The sequence below is a fragment of the Streptomyces sp. DSM 40750 genome (assembly GCF_024612035.1).
In the GTDB taxonomy this organism is placed as follows: Bacteria; Actinomycetota; Actinomycetes; order Streptomycetales; family Streptomycetaceae; genus Streptomyces.
Map to the genome: position 1 here is coordinate 11,401,544 of NZ_CP102513.1, position 22,653 is coordinate 11,424,196.

General features: G+C 69.9%; 19 protein-coding genes. 7 read left to right on the forward strand and 12 right to left on the reverse strand.

Going from position 1 to position 22,653, the window contains the following annotated elements; all coding sequences use genetic code 11:
* The first annotated feature begins 91 nt into the window (after window positions 1–91).
* A complete protein-coding gene (locus JIX55_RS50055) occupies window positions 92–1,042 on the forward strand; it encodes a helix-turn-helix domain-containing protein (RefSeq protein ID WP_257561256.1) in 951 nt (316 codons plus the stop codon).
* Window positions 1,043–1,107: 65 nt separating this feature from the next.
* On the opposite strand, the gene JIX55_RS50060 is transcribed toward JIX55_RS50055, so the two are convergent.
* The 6 genes from JIX55_RS50060 to eno form a co-directional block, all read right to left on the reverse strand.
* On the reverse strand, window positions 1,108–1,974 hold the full coding sequence (locus tag JIX55_RS50060) for a 3-hydroxybutyryl-CoA dehydrogenase (protein WP_257561255.1): 867 nt from the start codon (window positions 1,972–1,974) through the stop codon (window positions 1,108–1,110).
* 221 nt (window positions 1,975–2,195) lie between these two features.
* Entirely contained in the window at window positions 2,196–3,101 is a 906-nt protein-coding gene (locus JIX55_RS50065) for a LysR substrate-binding domain-containing protein (protein ID WP_257561254.1), read from the reverse strand.
* Window positions 3,102–3,187: 86 nt separating this feature from the next.
* A complete protein-coding gene (locus tag JIX55_RS50070) occupies window positions 3,188–4,297 on the reverse strand; it encodes an alcohol dehydrogenase catalytic domain-containing protein (protein ID WP_257561253.1) in 1,110 nt (369 codons plus the stop codon).
* 40 nt (window positions 4,298–4,337) lie between these two features.
* A complete protein-coding gene (locus JIX55_RS50075; RefSeq protein ID WP_257561252.1) occupies window positions 4,338–4,889 on the reverse strand; it encodes a carboxymuconolactone decarboxylase family protein in 552 nt (183 codons plus the stop codon).
* A gap of 32 nt (window positions 4,890–4,921) precedes the next feature.
* The gene (locus JIX55_RS50080) at window positions 4,922–5,926 is read right to left on the reverse strand and encodes a VOC family protein (RefSeq protein ID WP_257561251.1); all 1,005 of its coding nucleotides are present in this window, start codon (window positions 5,924–5,926) and stop codon (window positions 4,922–4,924) included.
* A 60-nt stretch (window positions 5,927–5,986) separates the two neighbouring features.
* Window positions 5,987–7,297: a phosphopyruvate hydratase gene (eno, locus tag JIX55_RS50085; RefSeq protein ID WP_257561250.1), complete on the reverse strand. Its 1,311-nt coding sequence runs from the start codon at window positions 7,295–7,297 to the stop codon at window positions 5,987–5,989.
* A gap of 485 nt (window positions 7,298–7,782) precedes the next feature.
* Between eno and JIX55_RS50090 the strand changes: the two genes are divergently transcribed.
* Window positions 7,783–8,376, forward strand: a complete 594-nt coding sequence (locus JIX55_RS50090; protein ID WP_257561249.1) for an NADPH-dependent FMN reductase — start codon at window positions 7,783–7,785, stop codon at window positions 8,374–8,376.
* A 134-nt stretch (window positions 8,377–8,510) separates the two neighbouring features.
* Here JIX55_RS50090 and JIX55_RS50095 read toward each other — a convergent pair whose 3' ends face one another.
* The gene (locus JIX55_RS50095; protein WP_257561248.1) at window positions 8,511–9,536 is read right to left on the reverse strand and encodes a LacI family DNA-binding transcriptional regulator; all 1,026 of its coding nucleotides are present in this window, start codon (window positions 9,534–9,536) and stop codon (window positions 8,511–8,513) included.
* Window positions 9,537–9,724: 188 nt separating this feature from the next.
* On the opposite strand from JIX55_RS50095, the gene JIX55_RS50100 reads away from it, so the two are divergent.
* A complete protein-coding gene (locus tag JIX55_RS50100; RefSeq protein ID WP_257561247.1) occupies window positions 9,725–10,504 on the forward strand; it encodes a fumarylacetoacetate hydrolase family protein in 780 nt (259 codons plus the stop codon).
* 90 nt (window positions 10,505–10,594) lie between these two features.
* Here the strand turns inward: JIX55_RS50100 and JIX55_RS50105 are convergent, their stop codons facing one another.
* Complete coding sequence (locus JIX55_RS50105) at window positions 10,595–11,866, reverse strand: MFS transporter (protein ID WP_257561246.1); 1,272 nt, start codon at window positions 11,864–11,866, stop codon at window positions 10,595–10,597.
* A 780-nt stretch (window positions 11,867–12,646) separates the two neighbouring features.
* Between JIX55_RS50105 and JIX55_RS50110 the strand changes: the two genes are divergently transcribed.
* The 4 genes from JIX55_RS50110 to JIX55_RS50125 all read left to right on the forward strand — a co-directional run bounded on the left by JIX55_RS50110 (window position 12,647) and on the right by JIX55_RS50125 (window position 17,150).
* The gene (locus tag JIX55_RS50110) at window positions 12,647–13,651 is read left to right on the forward strand and encodes a C-terminal binding protein (RefSeq protein ID WP_257561245.1); all 1,005 of its coding nucleotides are present in this window, start codon (window positions 12,647–12,649) and stop codon (window positions 13,649–13,651) included.
* Window positions 13,648–14,712, forward strand: a complete 1,065-nt coding sequence (locus tag JIX55_RS50115) for a phosphotransferase family protein (RefSeq protein ID WP_257561244.1) — start codon at window positions 13,648–13,650, stop codon at window positions 14,710–14,712. Before JIX55_RS50110 ends, JIX55_RS50115 begins: the two co-directional genes overlap by 4 nt.
* Before the next feature lie 47 nt (window positions 14,713–14,759).
* Window positions 14,760–15,290, forward strand: coding sequence for a cupin domain-containing protein (locus JIX55_RS50120; RefSeq protein WP_257561243.1), 531 nt, complete (start codon window positions 14,760–14,762; stop codon window positions 15,288–15,290).
* Window positions 15,291–16,277: 987 nt separating this feature from the next.
* Window positions 16,278–17,150, forward strand: coding sequence for a DUF3592 domain-containing protein (locus JIX55_RS50125; RefSeq protein WP_257561242.1), 873 nt, complete (start codon window positions 16,278–16,280; stop codon window positions 17,148–17,150).
* Here JIX55_RS50125 and JIX55_RS50130 read toward each other — a convergent pair.
* From JIX55_RS50130 to JIX55_RS50145, 4 genes are read right to left on the reverse strand one after another with little or no spacing between them, the layout of a single operon-like run.
* On the reverse strand, window positions 17,143–18,387 hold the full coding sequence (locus JIX55_RS50130; protein ID WP_257561241.1) for a CHAT domain-containing protein: 1,245 nt from the start codon (window positions 18,385–18,387) through the stop codon (window positions 17,143–17,145). The two genes, JIX55_RS50125 and JIX55_RS50130, sit on opposite strands and share 8 nt — an antisense overlap.
* A gap of 17 nt (window positions 18,388–18,404) precedes the next feature.
* Entirely contained in the window at window positions 18,405–20,036 is a 1,632-nt protein-coding gene (locus tag JIX55_RS50135) for a hypothetical protein (protein ID WP_257561240.1), read from the reverse strand.
* Between the two features lie 3 nt (window positions 20,037–20,039).
* Window positions 20,040–21,248 carry a hypothetical protein gene (locus JIX55_RS50140; protein WP_257561239.1) on the reverse strand — a complete coding sequence of 403 codons (1,209 nt, stop codon included), beginning with the start codon at window positions 21,246–21,248 and terminating at the stop codon, window positions 20,040–20,042.
* Window positions 21,248–22,609, reverse strand: a complete 1,362-nt coding sequence (locus JIX55_RS50145) for a hypothetical protein (protein ID WP_257561238.1) — start codon at window positions 22,607–22,609, stop codon at window positions 21,248–21,250. Before JIX55_RS50145 ends, JIX55_RS50140 begins: the two co-directional genes overlap by 1 nt.
* Window positions 22,610–22,653 lie beyond the last annotated feature (44 nt).

The window sequence follows — 22,653 nt, forward strand, 5'->3', positions numbered from 1 at the left end:
GCAGATCGCTCGGAGGGACTTACCATTCCTCGCCAGGAGTACCGTCCGAGCCCGCCCCCGGCAGGGCCGGACGAGCCGGGAGGAGAGCCGCATGCCCCGGATCACGACGCCGAGCCACGGCACGGCCACCGAGCGACTGGAATGCTGGCGGGACGCCGTCGGCCGGAACCTCGTGCCCCTGGAGGTCCTGCCGCGTGGGAACGCCGACTTCAGGGCATCACTGCACGCCGTGCGCGTCGGCCAGGTACAGATGTCTGTCATCTCGGCCGCACCGCACAGCGTCGCGCGTACCCGTCGGCACATCGCCTCCGACGCACCCGACTTCTTCCAGCTCACCGTGCAACTCACCGGACAGGGCGTGCTCACCCAGAGGGACCGTCAGGCCAGGGTGGGGCCGGGCGAACTGGTCGTCTACGACACGCGTCGTCCCTTCAGCTACGACCTCCACCAGTCCCACACCGGTCTCGTCCTGATGTTCCCGCGAGGCATGCTGCCGTTGGCGGAGCGCGATCTGTCGCGTGTGACGGCGACTCCGGTGCCCTGCCACGACGGTCTCGGGCAGGTGGTACTGCCTCTCCTGCACGGACTGGCGCGGCAGATGGAGCACCTGGAGTCCCGTGGCACGCCCCGGCTGGCCGACAACGTGATCGACCTGATCGGCACCCTGCTCGCGGAGCACGCCGACGTGCACCGGACAACAGAAGAGGACGGCCCGGGCCTGCTCACCGAGCGCGTCCTCGTCTACATGGAGCAGCGGCTCGGCGACCCCGCGCTGAACCCCGAGGGGATCGCGGCCGCCCACCGCATCTCCCGCCGCTACCTGTACAAGTTGCTGGCGGCAGAGGGGCACACGGTCTCGGGCTGGATCCGGGAACAGCGTCTGGCCCGGTGCCGACGCGACCTCACCGATCCGGCCCTGGACCACCTTCCCCTCGGCGCCATCGGCGGGCGCTGGGGCTTCGCGGACCCGGCCCACTTCAGCCACGCCTTCAAGTCGGCGTACGGCATGAGCCCCCGGGAGGCGCGCGCGGCTGGTCGGTGACATCGGTGATGTCAGTCCGCCCCAGTGATGAACGGCCTGGCCCCGGCGGCTCCTGACGTGTGTCTTCAGGCCACCCGGTAGTTGAAGAACCCCTGCCCCGACTTACGGCCCAGCAGGCCCGATTCGACCATGCGGCGCAGCAGCGGGGGAGGGGCGTACAGCGGTTCCCGGTACTCCTCGTACAGTGCCTCGCCTATCGCCGCCACGGTGTCCAGTCCGATGAGGTCGGCCAGGCGCAGCGGGCCCATGGGGTGAGCGCAGCCGGCGGTCATCCCGGTGTCGATGTCCTCCGCCGTCGCCGTACCGGATCCGACCATGCGCACGGCTGCCAACAGGTAGGGAATCAGCAGGGAGTTCACTACGAAGCCGGCACGGTCCTGCGCGATGATCGTCTGCTTGCCCAGGATCTCGCTCGCGAAGGCACGCACGCGCAGTTCCGTTGCCTTCGAGGTGTGCAGAGAGGGGACGACCTCGACGAGTGGCATGACGGGGACCGGGTTGAAGAAGTGCAGGCCGACCACCGACTCCGGGCGTCCGGCCGCGGCGGCGAGCCGGGCGATGGGGATCGATGAGGTGTTGCTCGCCAGCACGGCGGCCGGGTCCGTGACCACCTCGCCCAGTTGCCGGAACAGCGCCGTCTTGGCGCGCTCGTTCTCGACGGCTGCCTCGATGACCAGGTCCGCCCCACTCAGGCGGGAGAGGTCGTCGGTGACCGAGATCCCGGCCAGGGCGTGTGCGCGGTCCTCGGGCGCGATGCCACCGCGCTTCTCCGCCTTCAGCAGGGAGTCCGCCACACCCGCCAGGCCGGCCCGGGCCTTGTCCTCGGTCACGTCGCACAACGTGACGTGCAGTCCCGCCCGGGCGCACACCTCGGTGATGCCCCGGCCCATCTGGCCCGCGCCTACGACGCCTACGTGCTTGATCGCTGTCATGTGCTGCTCCGCCTGTCCCTCCGTCGGGCGGCGGTCGACCGACGCCGCCACGGTGTGTGCTGCCGTGTTGAGCGTAGGGCGGGTAAATCCCCTCTGACCTGCTTGAACAGTGCGTCATCCGCGTACAAACGTGCGTCGGTTCGATGCTGACCCGGGCCTGGAGAGGACGGCATGCCGACGGGGCGTCAGGCTCATGCCGGACGCCTGCTGCGGGTCGGCGTTCAGGCGGTGGCCGTGGCGGCAGCGGCCTCCCGGAGGCGGCGGATCACGCCGCGCACCGCAGGTGAGGTCTCCCCCTTGCGGTAGGCGCCGACCAGCCGGGTCGTCAGCGCCACGTCCGCCAGTGGCCGGTACGCCACTCCGGGGATCTGCACGCGGCGCAGCGAGTAGGGGACCAGTGCCACCGCGAGACCGCCGCCCACCAGCGTCAGAGCCGCGATGAAGTCCCGCACCGGGGGAGCGCATCGCGGGCTGAAGTTCCCTTGCTCCGCCACTTCGAGGATCTGGTCACGGCAGCCGTACTCCTCGTCGAAGTGCGGAGCAACGAAGTTCTCGTCGCACAGCTTGGCAGCCGGTACCGCTTCGTACGCCGCCAGTGGCGCGGCGGCCGGTAGCGCCAGGACGATCTGCTCGGTAAGCAGGCAGGTGGCCGTGACTTCGGGTGGGTACTCCGGTCTCCAGCGTAGGAAGCCGACGTCGATGTCCCCGCAGGCCAGTGCTTCCAGTTGGGCCGGTGTCTCCAACTCGCGTACCTGGACGGTGAGTTCGGTGCCGGGGGCCGCGCAGCGGGTGAGGACGTCGGTCAGTACGCCGGAGAACGCGGCCGAGGCGACGTACGCGATCTGGGCATGTCCCAATTCCCCGCGCCCGGCACGCCGGCCCACCGCCTCGGCCCGCGCGGCCTGTGCGAGGGTGAGCCGCGCCTCTTCGAGGAAGAGCCGCCCGGCGCTGGTCAGGGCCGGGCGGGTGCGCCGTCCGCGGTCGATGAGCCGTACGCCGAGATGTGACTCCAGGGCTCTGATCTGGGCGCTGAGCGCCGACGGTGCGAGATGCAGACGGTCCGAGGCCCGCGCGAAGTGCAGTTCCTCCGCGACGACGACGAACGATTCCAGCCAGCGCAGTTCCACCGATTCCTCCGTCCTGCCGGGACACCCCGCGGCGGCGTCAGGGCAGAACAGGACCGCCGCGGGGTGAGTGTGGGCGACCTGCTGGATCAGGGGATCACGACGTAGTTGCTGAATCCGCCGTCCAGGTCGGTGGCGCGCCCCGAAATCGCCTCGTTGACCTCGGCCAGCGGGAAGGGCTTGGTGATCAGGTAAGACAGGTCCAGTGCCCCGGTCGCCACCATGTCGGCGACTTCCTGTCCCTGCGCGGTGGTGAACCAGTTGGAGCCGATCAGCTGGACCTGCTCGTCCATGAGCCACTTCACGTCGACGGGCAGCCGGTCGGCCACGCCGCCGACGTTGACCACCTTGCCGCCGCGGCGCACGCCCTGCATGGAGTCGAGCATCGTCTCCACCGGGGCCTTGGCGCCGAGTGCGCTGATGACGAAGTCCGCTCCCTCGCCGCCGGTGCGCGACTTGGCCCACTCGCCCGTGGACCCCTCGCCCAGACGCATGACCTCGATCCGGTCCGGGGCCAACTCCTGAACACGCTTGAGGAGTTCCTCGTTGCGGCCGGTTCCGAGCACCTTGGAGACGCCCGAAGCCAGCGCGAGGAGGGTGGAGGCGACGCCGAGCGTGCCCGTGATCCCGTCGATCAACGCGACCTGGCCGGGGCCGGCCGCCGCGTGCTTGAGGGCTCCGTAGGAGGTGCCGATGTAGCCGAGCTTGCCGGCCTGCTCGAACGCCATGTTGTCGGGGATGTTGACGATCGAGTACTGCGGCGCCGTCATGTACTCGGCGAAGCCGCCGTAGGGGTACAGGTCGAAGATCCGCTGGCCGTCGCGCGATGTGCTGAAGTAGCCGTTCAAGGTGAAGTAGCGGCACCGGCTGAGCTCGCCCCCGCGGCACACCTGACAGCTGCCGCAGGATCGCAGCGGGCTCACATAGACCCGGTCGCCGGGCTTGGTGTTGAGCACCGCCTCGCCGACCGCCTCGACCACACCCGCCGGGTCCAGCCCGAAGACCGCGGGGAGCTTGGGCAAGGGCTGGTGCGGATACCAGGTGGGCCAGTTGTTGATCACATTCGCCATGTTCGGCACGATTCCGCATGCCTTCACCCGCACCAGCACATCGGTTGGCCGCGGGGCAGGCACCTCGATCGTGTCCACCGACATCGGCTCACCGAGCGTGTGCAGTCGGGCAGCGAGCATTTTCGCCATTGAAATACTCCTGAATTGATGGGCCGTACGGCGCCGAGAACTACGAATTGGGGAACGGGTGTGGGTAATTGTCCTCAAGGTCGATGTCCAGCAGCCCCATGATGCGGACGCCGGAGTTGTACCAGGCGATGGACAACGACAGTTCGACCATCTGTCGGTCCGTCAGGTGCTCGGCGGCGGCACGCCACGTCTCCTGCGAGACGTCGACCTGGAGCGTGGACTCCCTGGCGAGGGACATGACCGCCTTCTCCGTCTCGTCGAAGAGATCGGACGCCTCGAAGTCGGCCACCGCCGCAAGCTGTTCCTCGGTGAGCCCGGCCTTGAGCCCGTGTGACTGGTGGTGTGCGACCTCGTATGCGGACCGGGTGGCGTGACCCACGGTCAGAATGGCCAGCTCGCGCAGCTTGGAGCTGAGGTCGGCGGCCCGTAGCGAGTTGGCGTAGGTGAGGAATGCGTCCAGCTGGGTGGGCGCGTTGGTGAGGGCGAGGAAGATGTTCGCCGTCGGTACCTTGCGTTCGGTCTCCAGCCGGTCGTACAGCGGCTTCAGTGACTCGTCCGCGTCCTCGCGGCGCAGGTAGGGAACTCGTGCCATGACGTCTCCTTGGGGACGGGGCGGACGGAAGGTCAGGGAAGGGGCTGCTCGAGCAGGAACCGCTCCAGCGACATCGGCTTCGGCGGCTCGGCCGGCGGGATCTGCGGTACTCCGACGAAGGGCGACGCCTCGAAGTACCACTTCTCCAGGGCCGGGAGGCCCCAGCGGGCGTTGGTGCTCAGCGATGCGGCGTCCCAGCGCACGGGCTCGATCTCGGTGTCGATGGTCTGGTAGTGGCTGTTGAAGACCTCCACCCGGTGGCCGTCGGGGTCGCGGAGGTAGGCGAAGAGCATCCCGCCCGGACCGTGCCGTCCCGGGCCCCGCTCCACACCGTCGCCGTAGCCGAGGATGCCCGCCCAGTCGCAGGCGCTGAAGATGTCGCGGCTCTCGGAGACGGTGTAGGCGAAGTGGTGCAGGGCGGGCCCGGCGTTCTCGACGATCGCGAGGTCCAGACAGGTGCCCTTGCGGTACATGAAGGCGCCCAGCAGCTTGTCGCCGTGCTCCAGGTACTCCGAGTTGCGGAAGCCGAGCTCGCCGTAGAAAGCGGTCAGTTCGTAGGTGTCCGGCGCGAAGGTCTGGAAGTGATCCAGACGCTGCGCGTGGGCGCCCTTGTACTGAGCGAAGTCGATGTGCAGCCGCGGCCTGGTCTCCATGTGGGCGCACAGTTCGAGCGGCGTGCCGATGGGGTCGCTGACGTGCAGGGTGCGGCCTTGGTACGGGACGTCGACCCACTCTGCGGGCAGGCCGCGCTCACGGAACCAGGCGTACGCGAGATCGAGGTCCTCGTCGAAGAACACCCGGAAGCCGATCCTCTTGCAGGTGCCCGCGCCCTCCTCGTCGAGCTCCAGGACGAGACTGTGGTGGCAGGCCTCGGCCAGGCCGCGGAGGTAGCAGGTGCGGTCGTCCTCGTCGCTGACGACGAGCCCCAGGGCGTTCACGTAGAAGTTCCGGCTCTCGGCCAGGTCGGCGACGGTCAGCCGGACATGGCTGGAGCGGGTGATATTGAAACTCGGGCGCAGATTGACGGGTGGCAGCATGCTCGGCTCCGTGCTCCGATCGGCTCTGTATTTCGCTGACTGTAATACTTCGAGGTAGTTTTACTGCTTGGCCGTGGAGGGCCTGGATTCGGGAAATGTGAAGGCGGACCATCCGCTGAATTCCGCGGATTCGCCGAGGGACTCCTCGATACGCAGCACCTCGTTCCACTTGGCCATCCGCTCGGAGCGGGTGAACGAGCCCACCTTCAGCTGACCGGCGTCCCAGCCGACGCTGAGATGGGCGATGGTGATGTCCTCGGTCTCACCGGACCGGGCCGAGACGATGGTGCCGAAACCGGCGTCCTTCCCGGCGCGCAGGGCCAGGAACGCCTCTGTGACCGTGCCGGCCTGGTTCGGCTTGACGAGGACGGCGTTCGCCGCCCCGCCGGTGGCCGCCGCCTCCACCCGCTTGGCGTTCGTGACCAGGTAGTCGTCGCCGATCACCTGGCAGCGGTGGCCGTGGCGCCGGGTGAACTCCACCATGCCGTCGGTGTCGTCCTCACCCACCGGGTCCTCGACGGACAGGATCGGATACTGCTCGATCCAGTCGCCCAGCATGTCGATCAGCGCGGCGGTGTCCAGCGTGCGGTCGTCCAGCGCCAGCGTGTACCGACCGCCACTGCCGAACTGCGAGGCTGCCACGTCCAGGGAGATGCCGACCTGCGTCGAGGGCGCGAAGCCCGCGGATTCGATCGCCCGGGTCAGCGTCTCGAGCGCCTCCTCGTTGGAGTCGAACGCGGGCCAGAAGCCGCCCTCGTCTGCTACACCCTGCGCCTTCCCGGCCTTGCGCATCAGGTTTCCGGCCGCCCGGTAGATCTCCGCGGTCCAGTCCAGCGCCTCGGAGAAGCTGCCGGCCGCGGGGCACATCACCATGAAGTCCTGGACGTCGACGCGACGGTCCGCATGGGCGCCGCCGCCGAAGATCTGGATCTCCGGCAGGGGGATGCGGACCGGTCGTCCGCCTGCCAGGTGCTGCCACAGCGGTACGCCCGCGGACGCGGCGGCGGCGTGCAGGACCGCCATGGACGTGGCCACGATCGCGTTGCCGCCGAGACGGCTGCGGTCGGGGGTGCCGTCGAGGTCCACCAGGAGCCGATCGACGACCTCCTGGTCGGATGCGTCGCGGTTCAGGAGGGCGGGTGCGATCTCCTGGTTCACCGAACCGACCGCGCGATGGACGTCGAGTCCGCCGAAGCGGCTGCCGCCGTCGCGCAGATCGAGCGCCTCGCCCTGGCCCGTCGACGCGCCAGCCGGTGCGATGGCCCGGCCGATCGCGCCGTCCGCGAGATGGATCTCGACCTCCACGGTCGGCCGTCCGCGTGAGTCCCACACCCTGCGGCCGTGGAGCTTGGCGATCCGCGCGTCTGTCATGGCGGTGCAACCTTTCGGAGTTCGGACGATCGGGGCGCCGAGCGGTGCCTGTGCCCGTGCCTGTCACCAGGGGACGGACCGCCCCCGCGACCGGAGGCGTACGGAGACCCCGTGCCCAAGAACTGGCGCGGTCGGAGGCCGGGGCCGGCATCCGAAGGGGTGCGGCGCCCTGGGTGCGAGTGACAGGGGGGAGGACGAGGGATGCTCATCCGCTGCGGCTCTCGAAGTGCTAACGATAGCGCAATCGTGCGAAGTGGAGGTGGTTCTGTCAAGGGGCGAAGCGTGGCCCGGTGGGCGGCTGTGTTGCCTGTTTCCGTCATTCTTGGCCTCCGGGCGGGCCAATGCTATCGTTCGCACAACCCCTGTGCGTGACTTGTGGCGCTGCGGCAAGAACTCCGGCGGGCCCGCGCTGCCTGGACGGACGGACAGCACAGGCAGCGTGGGCCCGCCGGGTCCGATCGCGGCCGACAGGAAAGCGAGCCGACATGACACCCGAGCCCTCTGTGGCACCCATGACCCTCACCACGGTCGTGGCCAGCACTCGTCCCGGACGCGTGGGCAGGTCCGTCGCGGACTGGTTCACCGCCCGGGTCGCGGAGTGCGAGGAGTTCGAGTCGCACCTGGTCGACCTGCACGAACTCGCTCTGCCGTTCTTCGACGAGCCGCATCCGCCCGCTCTGCGGACGTACACGAAGAGCCACACCCGCGCATGGAGCCGGATCGTCGACGCCTCGGACGCGTTCGTGTTCGTCACCCCGGAATACAACGGAGGCTTTCCGGCTCCCCTGAAGAACGCGTGGGACTTTCTCGTCGTCGAGTGGCAGCACAAGCCGGCCGCGTTCGTCAGCTACGGAGGTGTCTCGGCGGGCACCCGCGCAGTGCAGATGGCCAAGCAGGTCGTGGCGAACCTGCGGATGCTGCCGATCGGTCCCACCGTGAGCATTCCGTTCGTCAGCGAACGCGTCGAGGACGGTGCTTTCCGGCCTGGCAAGATCCATGAGGCCGCCGCCGAGCAGATGCTCGACGAGCTCGTGCGCACCGCTGCCGTCATGCGTCGGTTGCGCAGTGGGACGTACTGACCCGGCGACGTACTGACCGGGTAGCGAGAACGGGAAGGCGCCCGGAATGCATTGTTCCGGGCGCCTTCGCTGTGGTGGACGAGGTCCCTGTGGCGCATGCGGATCGCCCCTGACTCAGGCGGACCGCCCGTCAGTCAGGCGGACGGAGCCTTTCCGCCGGGGGGTGCCGTGCTGCCGCGCAGGACCAGTGACCCGGGAGAGACCGACGTATACGGGCCGTCGTTGCTCGGCCGGGTCTTGAGGCGACGCATCATCCACAGCGCGCAGCCGGTGGCCATCTCCTGGATGGGCAGGCCGATCGTGGTGAGTCCGGGACCCCACCAGGAGAACCCGGGCTCGTCCCCGAACCCGACCACGGACAGCTCGTCGGGCACCTTGACGCCCTGCCGGGACAACTCCTCCAGGACGCCGAGGGTGAGCTGGATCGATCCCAGCACGAGCGCGGTGGGCGCATCCGGCCCCTTCAGCAGCCGGCGCACCGTTTCTCGGCCGCGGGCGACCGATGACGGCGGTCCCAGCTCCGCGCGCCCCGCCTCGTCCGGCAGCCGGCCCTCGCGCAGGGCGGTGCGGAAGCCGCGCAGACGCTCCGCGCCCGTGGGCAGCTCTTCGGGGCCGCCGAGGTAGGCGATGCGGGTGTGGCCCTGCGCCACCAGGTGGGCCGTGGCCTGACGCAGCGCCTCGTGGTCGTCCACGCCGAACCACTGGGAGCCGAGCGACTGGTGCCTGCGCAGCAGCTGCAAGTGCGGTAGTGCGCGCAGGAGTTTGACGGACTCGCTGTGCGGGCGCGCGGTGGGCACGATGATGACGGCCGCCACGCGGTTCGCGGACAGCTCCCGCAGATGGCGCAGTTCGGCCGTCCGGTCGTCGTCCGTCTCCGAGAGCATCAGCTGGAAGCCTTCGGCCTCCATGTTCTTGGACAGCTCGTGCGCGATCGTCGAGTAGAAGCTGTTGCGGATGTCCGGGATGACCAGCGCGACCACGTTGCTGGACGCTCCGCGCATCATCCGGGCCGCGCGGTTGCCGACGTACCCCATCTCGGAAGCGGCCTGCCGCACCCGGAACTTGGTCTCCTCGCTGATGCGTGGATCGTCGGCGAGTGCCCGTCCCACCGTCGACACGGAGACTCCGAGGCGCTCGGCGATGTCCCTGGTCGTGATCACTTGAGGAATCCCCTCGACTGACTGGTCCTGCGCCGTCACATTCCGTGTGCCAACGATAGCACCGACGTCGCCCTCCGTGGTCGGCGGGAGGGAGGGAGCCCGGGTTGATCACTAGCTTTGTGCTAACGTTAGCACTGTTGAATGGTGCTGTGTAGCCGCTCGCGGCTGCCTAGTTGCGGAGGTTTTCCGTGCGGATCGTCAGGTATGCCGTCGGCGGCGTGCGTCACTATGGAGAACTCGAATCCGGTGACGTGAGGATCGCGAGATTCGAGGGTGATCCCTTCACCGGGTTGTCCCCTACGGAGTATGTCGACCAGGTCGGCGACGTCGTCATTCTCCCGCCGGTCGACCGCCCCCGGATTTTCGGGTTCGCCTACAACTACGCCTCACATGTCGACGAAACCGACCATGAGATTCCCGAAGTTCCGGTGTGCTTCATGAAGCCGAGTACGGCCGTTGTGGGACCGGGGGATGCAATCGTGTATCCGGAGGATGGCGAACTGATCCATTTCGAAGGGGAGTTGGTCGTCATCATCGGAAAGGAAGCCCGCCATGTGAAACCCTCACAGGCCCATGAGTACATCCTCGGCTATACGTGCGGGAATGACGTCAGCGACCGCATCGTCCAGCGCAAGGAAAGCACATACGGAACGCTTCTGATCGGGAAGGGCCACGACACCTTCGCCCCGCTCGGGCCGGCCATCGCGACCGAACTCGACCCTGCGGGGCTGTCCCTGACGACCCGTGTGAACGGCACGGTCATGCAGTCTGCGACCACGGCCGACCTGCTGCTCCCGGTTCCGGATCTCGTCGGCTACCTCAGCCGCTACCTGACGCTGCTGCCCGGAGACGTGATCATGACGGGCACGCCTTCAGGCGTCGGGCCGATCCGCCCCGGAGATGAGGTGGAGGTCGAGATAGAGGGCATCGGCGTCCTGCGCAATCCGGTCGTGGCCGAAAGTCGTTGACCGGCGGACGCCTGTCAGCTTCCGTCCCCAAAGGGGCCTGCCCACCGCCGAGCGGTGGACAGGCCCCTTGGTGTGTCGGCGGTGTGCTCGTCAGCGGACCGCGTTGTTGAACAGTGCGGGACGGACGAAGACCAGGGCGGCGACGCTCACCAGCGGGAGGAACGTGACCTGGAGCAGGCCCGCCTGGCTCCAGCCGTAGGAGTCCACGAGGGCGGCGAAGAGAAGTCCCGAGAATGCCGCCGGCCCGTAGTAACTCGTGACGAAGAGACCCGAGGCGCGTCCGATCTGCCCGGGACGGACAGCCCGCTGCATCGCGCTGTTCGTGTTGGGGTAGATGAAGCCCAGCCCGAACGCGCCCATGAGGAAGGCGAACACGCACTGCAGGCCCACTGGGGCCTGCGTCTCGTAGACGCACACGCTGACGGCTGAGACGGCCAACAGACTGAGGATCAGCAGGTTGCGCTGGTTGACCCGGTCGCCGAGCCAGCCGCCGAGAACGGCCGACATGCCACCGAAACCGAGGAAGCTCATGGCCAGTGCCGCCTGCTCGGCGGAGTAGTGCAGCGACGTGATGAGGTACGTCGGGTAGAGCCCGAGGAACCCGTAGATGGCCACGCCGCTGACGACGGCGTGGACGGTGAGGGCGATGGTGTTGCGGTTGTAGGCGGAGGCCGGGACGTGGTCGTAGGTCCTGGCCGAGACGACCTTCTCGGTTGAGTGCTCGGTCAGACCGGCCTTCACGAGGAACAGGGAGGCGGCGGCGATCAGCAGGCCTGCCGTGCCGAACAGGTAGAAGGGCGAGTGCCAGGTGCCGTGCAGGCCCATGAGGTGGACGCCGATCAGCGGGGCGATGAACACGCCGACGGAGTAACCCACGCCGATGATGCCGAAGGCGAGGCCGCGCCGGTGGGCGAAGAAGGCGCCCATCGCCGCGAAGATGGCGGCGGACTGCATGCCCTCACCGAAGCCCGAGACGACCCGGTACAGGGTCATGTCGGCGAAACCGGTGGCCAGGGGCGTGGCCATCGTGCCCAGGGAGTAGATCACGATGCTGGACAGCAAGATCGTCTTGCGGCGAAAACGGTCCAGGAGATAACCCGCGGGCAGGCCGGCCAGAGCCATACCGAGGGTGAAGTTGGTCGCCAGCAGCCCGCCCTGTTCCAGGGAGAACCCGTACTCCTCGCGGATGTTGGGCAACAGGGGAGGGAAGACTTGGCGGTCCATCGCGTTGACCATGTAGGAGAGGACGATCAGCAGGAAGCCCACCCCGATCGTGGCCCGGGAGAGGGGCGGACGGGTGCTTTCCTGATGAGTGCCGTCGGCGGGCACGGCACTGGTGTCGACTTGTGCTGCGTGAGTCATTGCGGCTCCTGAGGGGAATGGGCCGCGGCAGGCCGCGGCGGACGCATCACCGGTACGGCGCCGCACGGGCGACGACGAGAAGCGGTGAGACAAGAAGCGGGCACGAGAAACGGGAGGACGAGAAGCGGTGAGCTGAACACGGACTCGGTCGAGTCGGCGACGGCGATACGGCCGCCGACTGGCGGAAAGGGGCGACGGGCTGCCGCGCGGACTCATGCCGCATGCGGAACTCAGCCGGTCGCCCGTCGGGGACGTCCGTGGCTGTGGCGTCTTCGACAGCCGGACCTCGTGCGGCCGTTTATCGGGTCACACGGTCGGCGTTGCCAGAACCATGAAGGGAAGTCCGTGGCGCGTCAAGACGTGGACAACGGATTTCTTCGGCAGTCCTTGTTTTCCCGTGGTGGCCGGGCTCCTCGGTTCTGGCCGGGCCGTGCGGCGAGGCGCCGGCGGCCAGTCGTACGGCGCGCTCTTGACGTGTCGAAAGCCCCGAGTGCTATCGTTAGCATCACGTGGCTGTGACAGAGTGATTCGACGTGCCCCGGCATCCCGTGACCCGTTCCCGGGGCGTGGCGCGGCGCCCGAACCGACCACAAGTCGGCGAGCGCCGGCGACCCACCCCGGCCAAGTGACCCTCTCCACCCACCCATGGCGGCCCGAAGGCATGATCGGACGCGACTCGGCCGCCGTTCTGGACGACGATCAAACCTGCTGACCGGATGCGACCGGGCTGGACGCCCGGCCGCCCGCCGCGGCCGCACGATTCTGCGAGGACGACCTGCCATGAAACCACTGAGCTGCCCAGGCACCGTGCTGCTCACCGACTACGCCTGGCCCGACGACTCCGTCGAGCGATCGGTCATCGAGCAGGCGGGCCACATCCTGGTGACCGGCCCCGCCGAGCCCGCCTCCGCAGAGGTGATCGAGGAACTGGTCGCCGAGCACCGGCCCGCCGGGATCCTGACCTGCTGGGCGCCGGTCTCCGCCACCGCGATCGACACCTCGCCGGAGCTTCGCATCGTGGCCAGACTCGGGGTCGGCCTGGACAACATCGCTGTTGATGCCGCCACCGAGCGAGGCGTGTGGGTCACCAACGTGCCCGACTACTGCGTCGAGGAGGTCTCCGATCATGCCGTCGGCATGGTGCTGGCCTGGACGCGGGGCCTGGCCGTGTTCGACCGGGAGGTCCGCGCGGGCCGCTGGGACCCCGCGAGCGCGCGGCTGCGCCGGCTGTCGACGCTGACCTGCGGCATCGTTGGATTCGGGCGGATCGGACGCGCGACGGCGCGCAAGCTCGGCGCGTTCGGCTGCCGGATCCTGGCCCACGACCCGCACTCGCCGAAGTGCACCCCCGGTGTGGAGATGGTGGGCCTGGAGGAGCTCCTGCGCGGCAGTGACGTGGTGATCCTCCATGTGCCGCTGACCCCCCGCACGCACCACATCATCGGAAGCGAACAGCTGGCGCTGATGCAGCCGGGCGGCCTGCTCGTCAACGTCAGCCGGGGCGGCCTGGTCGACACCGACGCGGTGATCAAGTCCCTCGACAGCGGGCACCTGGACGGTGCCGCCTTCGACGTACTGGAGACCGAGCCGCATGTGCCCGCCGGCCTGTCGGCCCAGCCGGGGGCGCTGCTCACCCCGCACGTCGCCTTCTCCTCCGACGCGTCGGTCATGGAACTGCGCCGCCGAGCCGCTGAGGAAGTCGTACGGATCCTGGCCGGCGAGAACCCGGTCCACGGCTGCAACAGCCCCCGTGGCCTGCCCGCCGGATCGGGTGACCAGCGATGAGCTCGACCTCCGCACAGGTGGGCCCGGGCCCCCTGCCCGACACCGCGCTGACGGACTTCCTGATCGAGCAGCGGCTCGCGGAGCCGACTGAAGCCGCTCACTGGACTCCGCTGGCCGGCGGCGTCTCGTCGGACCTGTGGAGGGTGGACCTGCCCGGACGGTCCCTCTGCGTGAAGCGCGCCCTGGCCCGGCTGAAGGTCGCGGCCGACTGGCAGGCACCGGTGTCGCGCAACGCCTACGAATGGGCGTGGATGCGGTTCGCGGACCGGCACCGCCCGGACAGCGTGCCCGATCTGCTGGCCCACGACCCCGAAGCCGGCCTCTTCGCGATGGCGTACCTGCCCCCAGAGCGGCACCCGGTGTGGAAGGCACAGCTCCTGGACGGCGAGGTGCGGGTGGCGACCGCGGCGGCCGTCGGAGAACTGCTCGGCAGCCTGCACGCGGCGAGTGCGGGGGACGCCACCCTCGCCGAGGAGTTCGCCACCGACGACAACTTCCACGCGCTGCGCATCGAGCCGTACCTGCTGGCCACCGCCGCCGCACACCCCGGTCTGGGCGATGTCCTGCGGGGGCTGGCCGACCGCACGGCCGCCACCCACCTGGCCCTGGTCCATGGCGATGTCAGCCCCAAGAACATACTCGTCGGCCCGTCCGGGCCCGTGCTCCTGGACGCCGAGTGCGCCTGGTACGGAGACCCCGCCTTCGACCTGGCCTTCTGCGTCAACCATCTGCTTCTCAAGAGCCTGGCGGTACCAGGACGCCGCGCCGAACTCCTCCGATCGGCCCGCATCCTGGCGCAGGAGTACGTCCGGTGTGTCGACTGGGAGCCCCGGCCCGCTCTTGCGGAACGGGCCGCGACACTGCTGCCGGCGCTGCTGCTCGCGCGGGTGGACGGCAAGTCCCCGGTGGAGTACCTCACGGACGACCGGCACCGGATGCTCGTGCGCACCGTGGCAACGGCTTTGCTACGGGCCCCCGCACCCACGGTGGGCGATGTCCTGGACACCTGGGAAGCCGCTCTGCCGGCCCCGACCGGCCCCGGCAGTGTGCGGCCCGACTGACCCCACCGATTCGACGATCCCGGCCAGCCCCGCACGAGGAGAGACATATGCGCAGAGTCGTCACCGGCCACGACGAGAACGGCAGATCGGTCGTCGTCAGCGACGGCCCGATCCCGCGCAGCCGGGAGTTCACCAGTCTGCCGGGCTGGGTGTCCCGTCTGCCGTGGGCGACCGAACCCGGCGACAACGTCAGCAGGACAGGGGAGGACCCTACGGCGAAGGTCACCAGCCTGCTCCCGGCACCCGGCGGCACCCGGTTCATCATCCTGACCTTGCCGCCGGACACCGCGATGGCCGACCCCGCCTTCGACCCGGTCGCCTTCGACGAGGAACAGCGGGCCGACTCGCCGGGTATCGCCGACCTCATGGAGCCCGACGGCATGCACACCACGCCGACCGTGGATTACGGCATCGTGCTGCAGGGCGAGATCGTCCTCGAACTCGACGACGGCCGGTGCACCCCACTGGCATCAGGGGACATCGTGATCCAGAACGGCACCCGCCATGCCTGGCGCAACCGCAGCGGCCGACCGGTCACCATGGCATTCGTCCTGATCGGAGCGGAATCCGACGGCTGACAGGGCCGCAGGCGCCGCCGAGGCCAAGAGAACGTCTTGCATGAGACGAGCTCGCGCGGCGAGCGCGGTGGGCAGGACACATCTCTGCTGGGGCGAGCAGACCTGGTGAGGTCTGAAGTCGGGGTCGGCCCCGTGCGTCCGGGGCTGCGAAGGGCCGGGTCGCTGCTGTGCGCCTGCACCAAGCGCCGGACCGCCGTCTTCGGGACGATGCTCGACGCCATGGCCGTGAACTGGACCGGCGGCTTCTTCCTGATGGACCAGGCCGGGGCATCGGGCCCACCGGCCCGCGTACGGAATCGTCGCGCTCGTCCTGGGCGCCGTGACGGCCGGAGTCGTCCTGCTCGTCCGCAACTGATCAGTACGCCGAAGCAGCTCCGATCATCCGGTGTCGCTGTCGGCGCGGCGCCGGGCGCCCGGAAATGAGAGCGCCTGATGAGCATCTGCCCTATGCAGGTGTCCTTTCTCGGGTGTCTGGAAGAAGCCCGGCTTCTTCGGCGCGTACGACACGAAGAGATTCTTCGTCTGCTGGTGGTACGCCGACAGCATCTCTCTGACCAGCGGCGATGTGGGACACGGAAGGTGATCGGCAGACATGGCCCGGGCATGGTCCGGATCTTGATCATCTCTTCGGCGCCCTTGTGATGGCGGCTGTCCACGCACAACGCGACGACGGCGAACGCACGGACACGCAGGTGATCCCCCGCGGGTCGAAGGCGGGCCGCGTGGACGGTTGTCCTGGCTGCGGGTCCCCCTCACTCTCGGCCCTGTCTGACAACGCGGACGGTAGGGGGCCGACGGCACCTGGCGATCCCAGGTCGGGAAGACGTGGAGGTTCGCGATTGATACGCCCGTTCGCATGACCCGGGCTCAGAGCGGTCGGTGCTGTGATGAGCTGTTGCCTCGCGTCGGCCGGCCGGAGCGGGAGAGATGGCCGGCCCGACCCGAACCTGGGATCGGTAGCAGTCCCGGCAGCGAGAGCCTCGCCGCATGGACCTGCAGAAGATGCTCGGGCTGTGGTGGACGGTGCTCGCGGGGCTGGCGTTGGTGGGTTATGCGTGTGTGCTGGCCGGGCTGACCCGGCCGCAGCGGGCGGTGTGGGTGACGGCTCGGGTCGTGGAGGTGGATCCGCCGGGACACGGTGAGTCGGGGAAGCGCGGGATACCGGTGACGATCGTGTACCAGGACCCCGGCACCGGGCGGGAGTTCAGGCTGCGGCACGAGAACAAGCGTGGCGACCGGGTGCAAGTGGCCTGGGTAGGGCAGGAGTTCCCGGTCCGGTTTCCGCGGCGGCGGCCGGAGCGGTTCTTTCTCATGCTGGACAGCGAGGGGCGGACCTCCGGGGTCGGCGGGCCGAACTGCATGGTGATCCTGCTGGTGTTGGGACTGGTCGTCCAGTCGTTCTTCGCGTGGGGCTGGCAGTGGGGGCTGATCTGCGTCGGTGGCCTGCTGCTCCTCGTCGTCGCGCTGAGCCGGGACGGCGAGTACGCCCGCGCCCGCGCCGCTCAACTGGCCGAGGGCGTCACCGTCCAGGGTCGCGTGGTCGCCGTCACCAGGGACGTCCATTCCGACGGCGAAGGCGGCGAGAGGGTCAGCCACGCTTCCGTCGTCGCCTTCACCACCCACGAGGGCGTCGAGGTCACCGCGCTGTGCGCGCAGGGCATCCGGGACATCGCCGAGTCCCTCGGCCGTGACATCCCCGTCCGTTACGCGCCCGACCCGTCCCTCCTGACCGCCGACCCCGACCACGAACGCCGTGAGCGCACGTCGAACATCAGGTTCATCGCCACCCTGCTGGTCACCGGGATCGTCGCGATCGGGGTGGGCGGTTACTGCCTCCACCACCCCTGGCCCTTCACCTGACGATGCAGGTCAGGGCCGCCCAGAGGAGGGGTGCGTGCTCGATCCGGCCGTCGGCGCGCCACTGGTCGAGCTGCTGTCGCTGCCAGGCGCCGAGACGGCGGACCGGGTCGTGGTCCTCGTGGGCCGCGTCCACGGCGACCACGGCCTCCGTGAGTGGCCGTACGGACTCCGGCAGACCGGCCAGGCGGTGGAAGGCGAAGCTGGTGGGGAGCACCCAGCGGGTGGCGGTGACCAGCTGGGCGCCGTTGTGGATCATCGCCGTCGCCAGGCCGAAGGACTCGGCGAAGCGGAGATCGCCGCCGCTCTCGCAGGCGATCAGCGCGACGCGCGGCGGTGCGGGCCAGAGTTGAGCGCCCGGCACGCCGTCCGCGCGCAGCGGGAGGGTGCCCAGGAGAAGGTCCTTGGCGGACAACGGGCGGTGGGTGCGCACCGGTTCGGTCATCCCCGTGGTCTCTGGGCCGCAGCACAGGTGGAGGGTGACGTCCTCGCTCTGCCCGCCCTCGACGGGGGCGCCGCTGACGTGACCGACGTACATCAGGCGACGGGCACCCTTGCGCAGCGCCTCGCCCAGCCAGTCGCGGTCGAGGTCGGTGCGGCGGAAGGCCTCGGCGGGGGTGGCGACGGACGGTACGACGGTGCCCGCGTCGAGCCTGCGCTGTACGAGGGACAGCAGCGCCGGGTCCGAGCCGGGCTGCCCCAGGACCGAGCCGAGCGGGGAGTCGGCGCGGAAGCCGGGGACGCGGGGGTCCAGGACGAGAACCACGGCGTCAGAGTCCGGGTCCTGTTCGGTCGGGGTGGTGCCTGCCCGTCGTAGCGATGCCGGTGCCGTGGTGGCGATGTCCACGAGGTCGATCAGCCGTACGTCGCTGTCGTCACCGTCCACGGCGAGCAGCTCCCACGGGACCTGGGCGACCCGGGGTGACGGCTGGAGTCGCATCAGTGGACGGCCCAGGTGGGCGGATACCTGGCGGATCTGGTCGGTCAGGCCCGGCGGCCACAGCACCTCGGCCAGCATGCGGGAGAGGCGGCGCTCTTCCTCGTACGTGGCCAGCGCGCCGGACTCGAACGAGCGTCGCATGCCTTCCGTGCCGCCGCCCGGCAGTTCGGTGGCCAGCGCGCGGATGACCTCGTTTACGTCCGGCCCCGGGGCGTACCCGGTGCCGAATCCCTGGGCCCCACGGGCCCACGTCCAGGTCATGTGCAGGTCACCGGCGTCGGCGAGGCGGACCTGGACCACCGGACGGTTCGCGTCGGTCAGATCGTCGGCGGACAGAACGGCACCTCTTCCTCGCTCACGATCCGCCGGTGATAGCGGAACTCGGCTGCCTGGACGTACTCCTGGAGCGCGGTACGGCCGCCCGCCTCCGCCGACATCACGATCTTCGGTGGCGGTGCGACCCGCAGGCCGACGGAGGCGGCGGCCTCGGCCGCGATGCCGCCCAGCGTCAGGGGAGCGTCGTCATCGGGGGCGTACGTCTTCATGGCGGCGTCCGGGAAGACCGCCGCCTTGTCGGCGGTGGACGTATGGTTCAGCGCCAGGGAGGCGCCCGCGCACCGGTGTTCCACCAGCTCGAAGATCAGCCCCTGGTCGTTGCTGCGGAGGGCCAGGCGGAACACCAACTGCATGGCTTCGTCGGCCAGTTGGAGCCACTGGCTGCGGGCGTGGGCGCTGGCGAAGTCGTAGCGGGCCGCTTCCAGCGTCAGGGCGGCGGGCAGGGCGAGGGAGAGCGCGTTGGCGAGCGAGGTGCGTTCGTGGACGCCGTGGTCGGTCCGGTTCAGGTTGTCCTCAAGGGTTCGCGCGAGCATCAGGTCCACCTGGGCGCACCGCTCGTACACCCCGCGCTCCTGGTACACGTCCCGCGCGCCCTGGGCGAGCCGCTTCATCTCGTCGATGTCGCCCCGCTCGTATGCGTGCCGGGCGCCCATCAGCATGGTGTCGGCTGCGGCGATCGCGGCACCGACCTGCTGGAAGCGGGCAAGGCTGGACGCCGTCAGAGCGGCAGCACCGGCTGCGTCCCCGCGGTGTGCGGCGATGGCGGCACGGGCTTGTTCGCAGACCGCCAAGTCCTCGGCCTGGCGCTGCCGTTCGAAGATCTCGGCGGCCTCCGCGTACAACTCCTCCGCGCGGTCGAGGTCGCCGGCCCGCAGCGCCGCGTACGCCCGGTGGGAGAGCACCTGTTGGCGCCCCGCGTGGTGGCCCAGCGTCAGATAGGCCTCCTCCGCGCGGGCGAAGTAGTCCTCCGCCTGCGCGAACCGCACGGTCGAGGCGCAGACGACCCCCAGACAGTCCAGCAGATACGGCTCGGCCGGCGGCGCGTCGGTCAGCAGCGCGGAGGCCAGTTCCTCGGCCGCGCCCCACGCGCTGCGGTCCATCAGCAGATGAACCCTGCTCAGGCCGATCTCGTCGGTGCGCAGACCCTCGAGGTCGTCGAACTCCGACAACAGGGCCGTCGCCTCGTCCATCGCCTCCTGCGCATCGTCGAACTGCCCGGTCCTGCGCAGCAGTTCGACCCTGGCCAGCAGTGTCTTCAGCAGGACCTCCAACCACAGCCGGCGGCCGTTCGGTCCCATCGGCACGGACGCGATGCCCCGCACCAGATCGAGGGACCGCCCGATGGACAGGGCCGCCCCGGGCAGATCCGTGGCCGCGAGCTGAACCGTCCCGACGTCGGACAACAGGTGCCCGCGCAGAAGTCGTACGTCGGGGGAGTCCTCGAACGACTCGGCCACGGCCAGGAGTTCGCCGTAGACGGCCAGCGCTGCCGGGAGATCCGGGGTGAGTTGATGGCGTTCGGCGAGTGCGAAGCCGCTGTCGAAGGGCTCGCCGTAGCTGAGCCCCGCCGCCTGCTCTTCCTGTTCCGCTGCGTCTTCCGGGTCTTCCTGCATGGGCTAGAAGTCCTCCTCCATGGCAGTGGCAGCCGCGATCTCGGCGAGGAACGGGTCCGAGTGTGCGGCCTCGCTGTCGTGCGGTGCCGCCGCGACGCCGATCCGGTGCCGGGCCAGGGCTCGTACCGCCTCACGTGCCGCACGGTCATAGGCACCCGGTCCCGGGTCGAACCCCGGCAGCAGGATGCCGACTTCGATGCTCGGTGTCGTCGAGGCCGGGATGTCCAGGTCGGCCCGGCCGGCCCACACGTCGTCCCGCCGGGCCAGCGGAACGCGGTTCGGCGGGCTGCCGTCCACGTGGATCTCCGCCGCGAGGTGCACCCCGCCCACGGGGGCCGCGATGTCGGCGACGACCTCGACCTCGATCCGCCGCCCGGCGCCGAGCGCGTACGCGGTCCAGGACACGGCGTCCTCGGCCGCGTCGACGAAGCCGGGAGGATAGCGGCACCAGTCATTGGTCCCCGAACCCCGGGCGATCACGCGGCCGGTCGCGGTGCGGAGACTACCTGCTGCGAGGGCGAACTCCTGCTGCCGTACGAAGAGGTCGGTGAGGTCGAGCGGCGGAGCGGTCGGCCTGTGGTCCCGTTCCAGGGCCGACCGGAGGCGCCGTAGCGCCTCCCCGTCCAGCCCGACGTTGTCGGCCGCGTCGTCGATCAGCCGTAGGACACGGTCCAGTTGGCGAGGCGGGGCCGCCGACTGCCGCCAACGGATCAGCGGGTCGAGCGCGGCCAGGTGCTCCTCCAGTAGTTCGGCACCCTCCACCTCACCTGACCCGTCGAGGAGTTGTTGGCATTCGTGGGTCAGTGCGGCCAACTCCAGCCCCAGCACGTCCGGTTCGAGCGCGGGAATCCCGTCCAGGTACGACGTCGGCCACCAGCGGGCCGCCCAGTGCCCGAGGGCGAGGCGGGCGGCAGCCTCGGCGAGTGCGGTCGGCTGCTCGGGCAGCGTCAGCTCGGCGGCCGGCGCTCCCGACGCGACGGCGTCGACAGCGGCGGCCGTACGCTCGCCGTAGACCGCCCACAGCCACTGCTGGGCCTGCCCCACGTCGTGGATCTCCGCTGCCGGCAGACCTGGTGGGCCGAGGACGGGCCAGGTCAGGACGGCGCCCGCGACGTCGAGAACGGCCCGGGTGAAGGGGGGACCGGCGGAGGGCCCCGCGATGTGTACGGTGGGGTCCTCGGCTCGCGTGATGGCACAGCGCCGTCCAGGCATCACGCGCTCCTCGGCTCGGCGGCGGGCTCGGCGGCCGCCGACAGGGTGCGCAGTGCCGTACGGACTCGTGCGCGGTGGTCCATCATCACCGAGCGGGCGACCCCGTCGAGCACGCCCCAGGCCGATGCCGCGTCGGGCAGTGCCGCGTCGCGGACGTCGCGCCCGTGCAGCCGTACCCAAAGGCGCCGCATGTACGCGGCCCAAGGGGTGCGCAGGTCCTGGGCGAGGGCGTTCAGCACACCGCCGTCCGGGTCGGGGCCGGGGGAGACGGTCATCCTGCGGGCTCGAAGGACCGAAGCCTCCCGCCGCCAGCGGCCGTTGACGATGCGGTGTGCCGCCGTCGACCCCGCCACAGAGGTCCCGAGGCCCAGCGGATCGAGGCCCACCGCGAGTCGGCCGCCGAGCACGACGGTGACGCGGAGACTCTCGTCGTACAGGCCCAGCGGGGCGCAGCTGCGGTCGACCTCCCGCCGGACGAGCTCCGGCACGGTCGGCAGTTGCTCGCGGTGGGTCGACGCCTGGAGCACGGTGAAGAGCCGTTCGAAGAGCGTGCGGTCGAACGGCGCGGGGAGTGTGGCGGTCGAGGCGCTCCGGCCGACCTCGGGGCGCGGGGGCACGCGGTGCGCGGTCAGTCCGAGGTGCGGGGGTACGTCGGCGCGGTCCCAGACGTCAGCCGGGTGCGCCGCCCACAGGGCTCGCCCTAGCAGGCTGCCGTGCCCGGCCCGGACCATGGCGTCGAAGGCCGGCGCATCAGCCCCCGCCGCACCGCAGGCCTCCAGGACCTCGGCCGCCAGGCCCGTATCGACGGCGCCCGGTACCGCTTCGCGTCCGTCCCACGCCGCTGCCAGCTCGGCGTCGAGCCGGGCGCGCCGGGCGGCGTCCGCCAGATGTTCCTTCAGCGCCTCCACGGTCCGTCCGCCGGAAGCGTCCACGACGTCTTCGAGTACCGCCCTCGCCACCGCGTCCGCGCCGGGCCCCGGCGCCCCGTGCTCGGTCGCCAGCTCGAAGCACCGCTGGAAATACAGGTCCTGGGGGTTGCCCGCCACGATCCCCAGTGCCCGGCGCGTCTTCTTCAGCAGCGTGAACCACCGGGCCGTCGCTTCCAGAACCGCAGCGGACTCCCGTATCAACGCGTCGAGTTGCTCCGCCTCCCGCGCGTCGAGGAAGTCGGCGGCGAGCTCCGGACGCAGCGTGGGCCGGATGATCAGCGGCAGCAGGATCAGCTTGACCGTCCGGGTCAGCGGCGCGCCACCGGGCCCGCTCAACGCCTGGGGACCCGGTCCGAGACCGCGCCAAGCCGTGTCGATGACCATGGCGCGCGGACGGCGCTCGCCGGTCGACGGCTGGCTCGGGGACGGCATGGGCAGAGCGTACGTCCTGGGGGAACTGGTGGTCGAACCTGGGA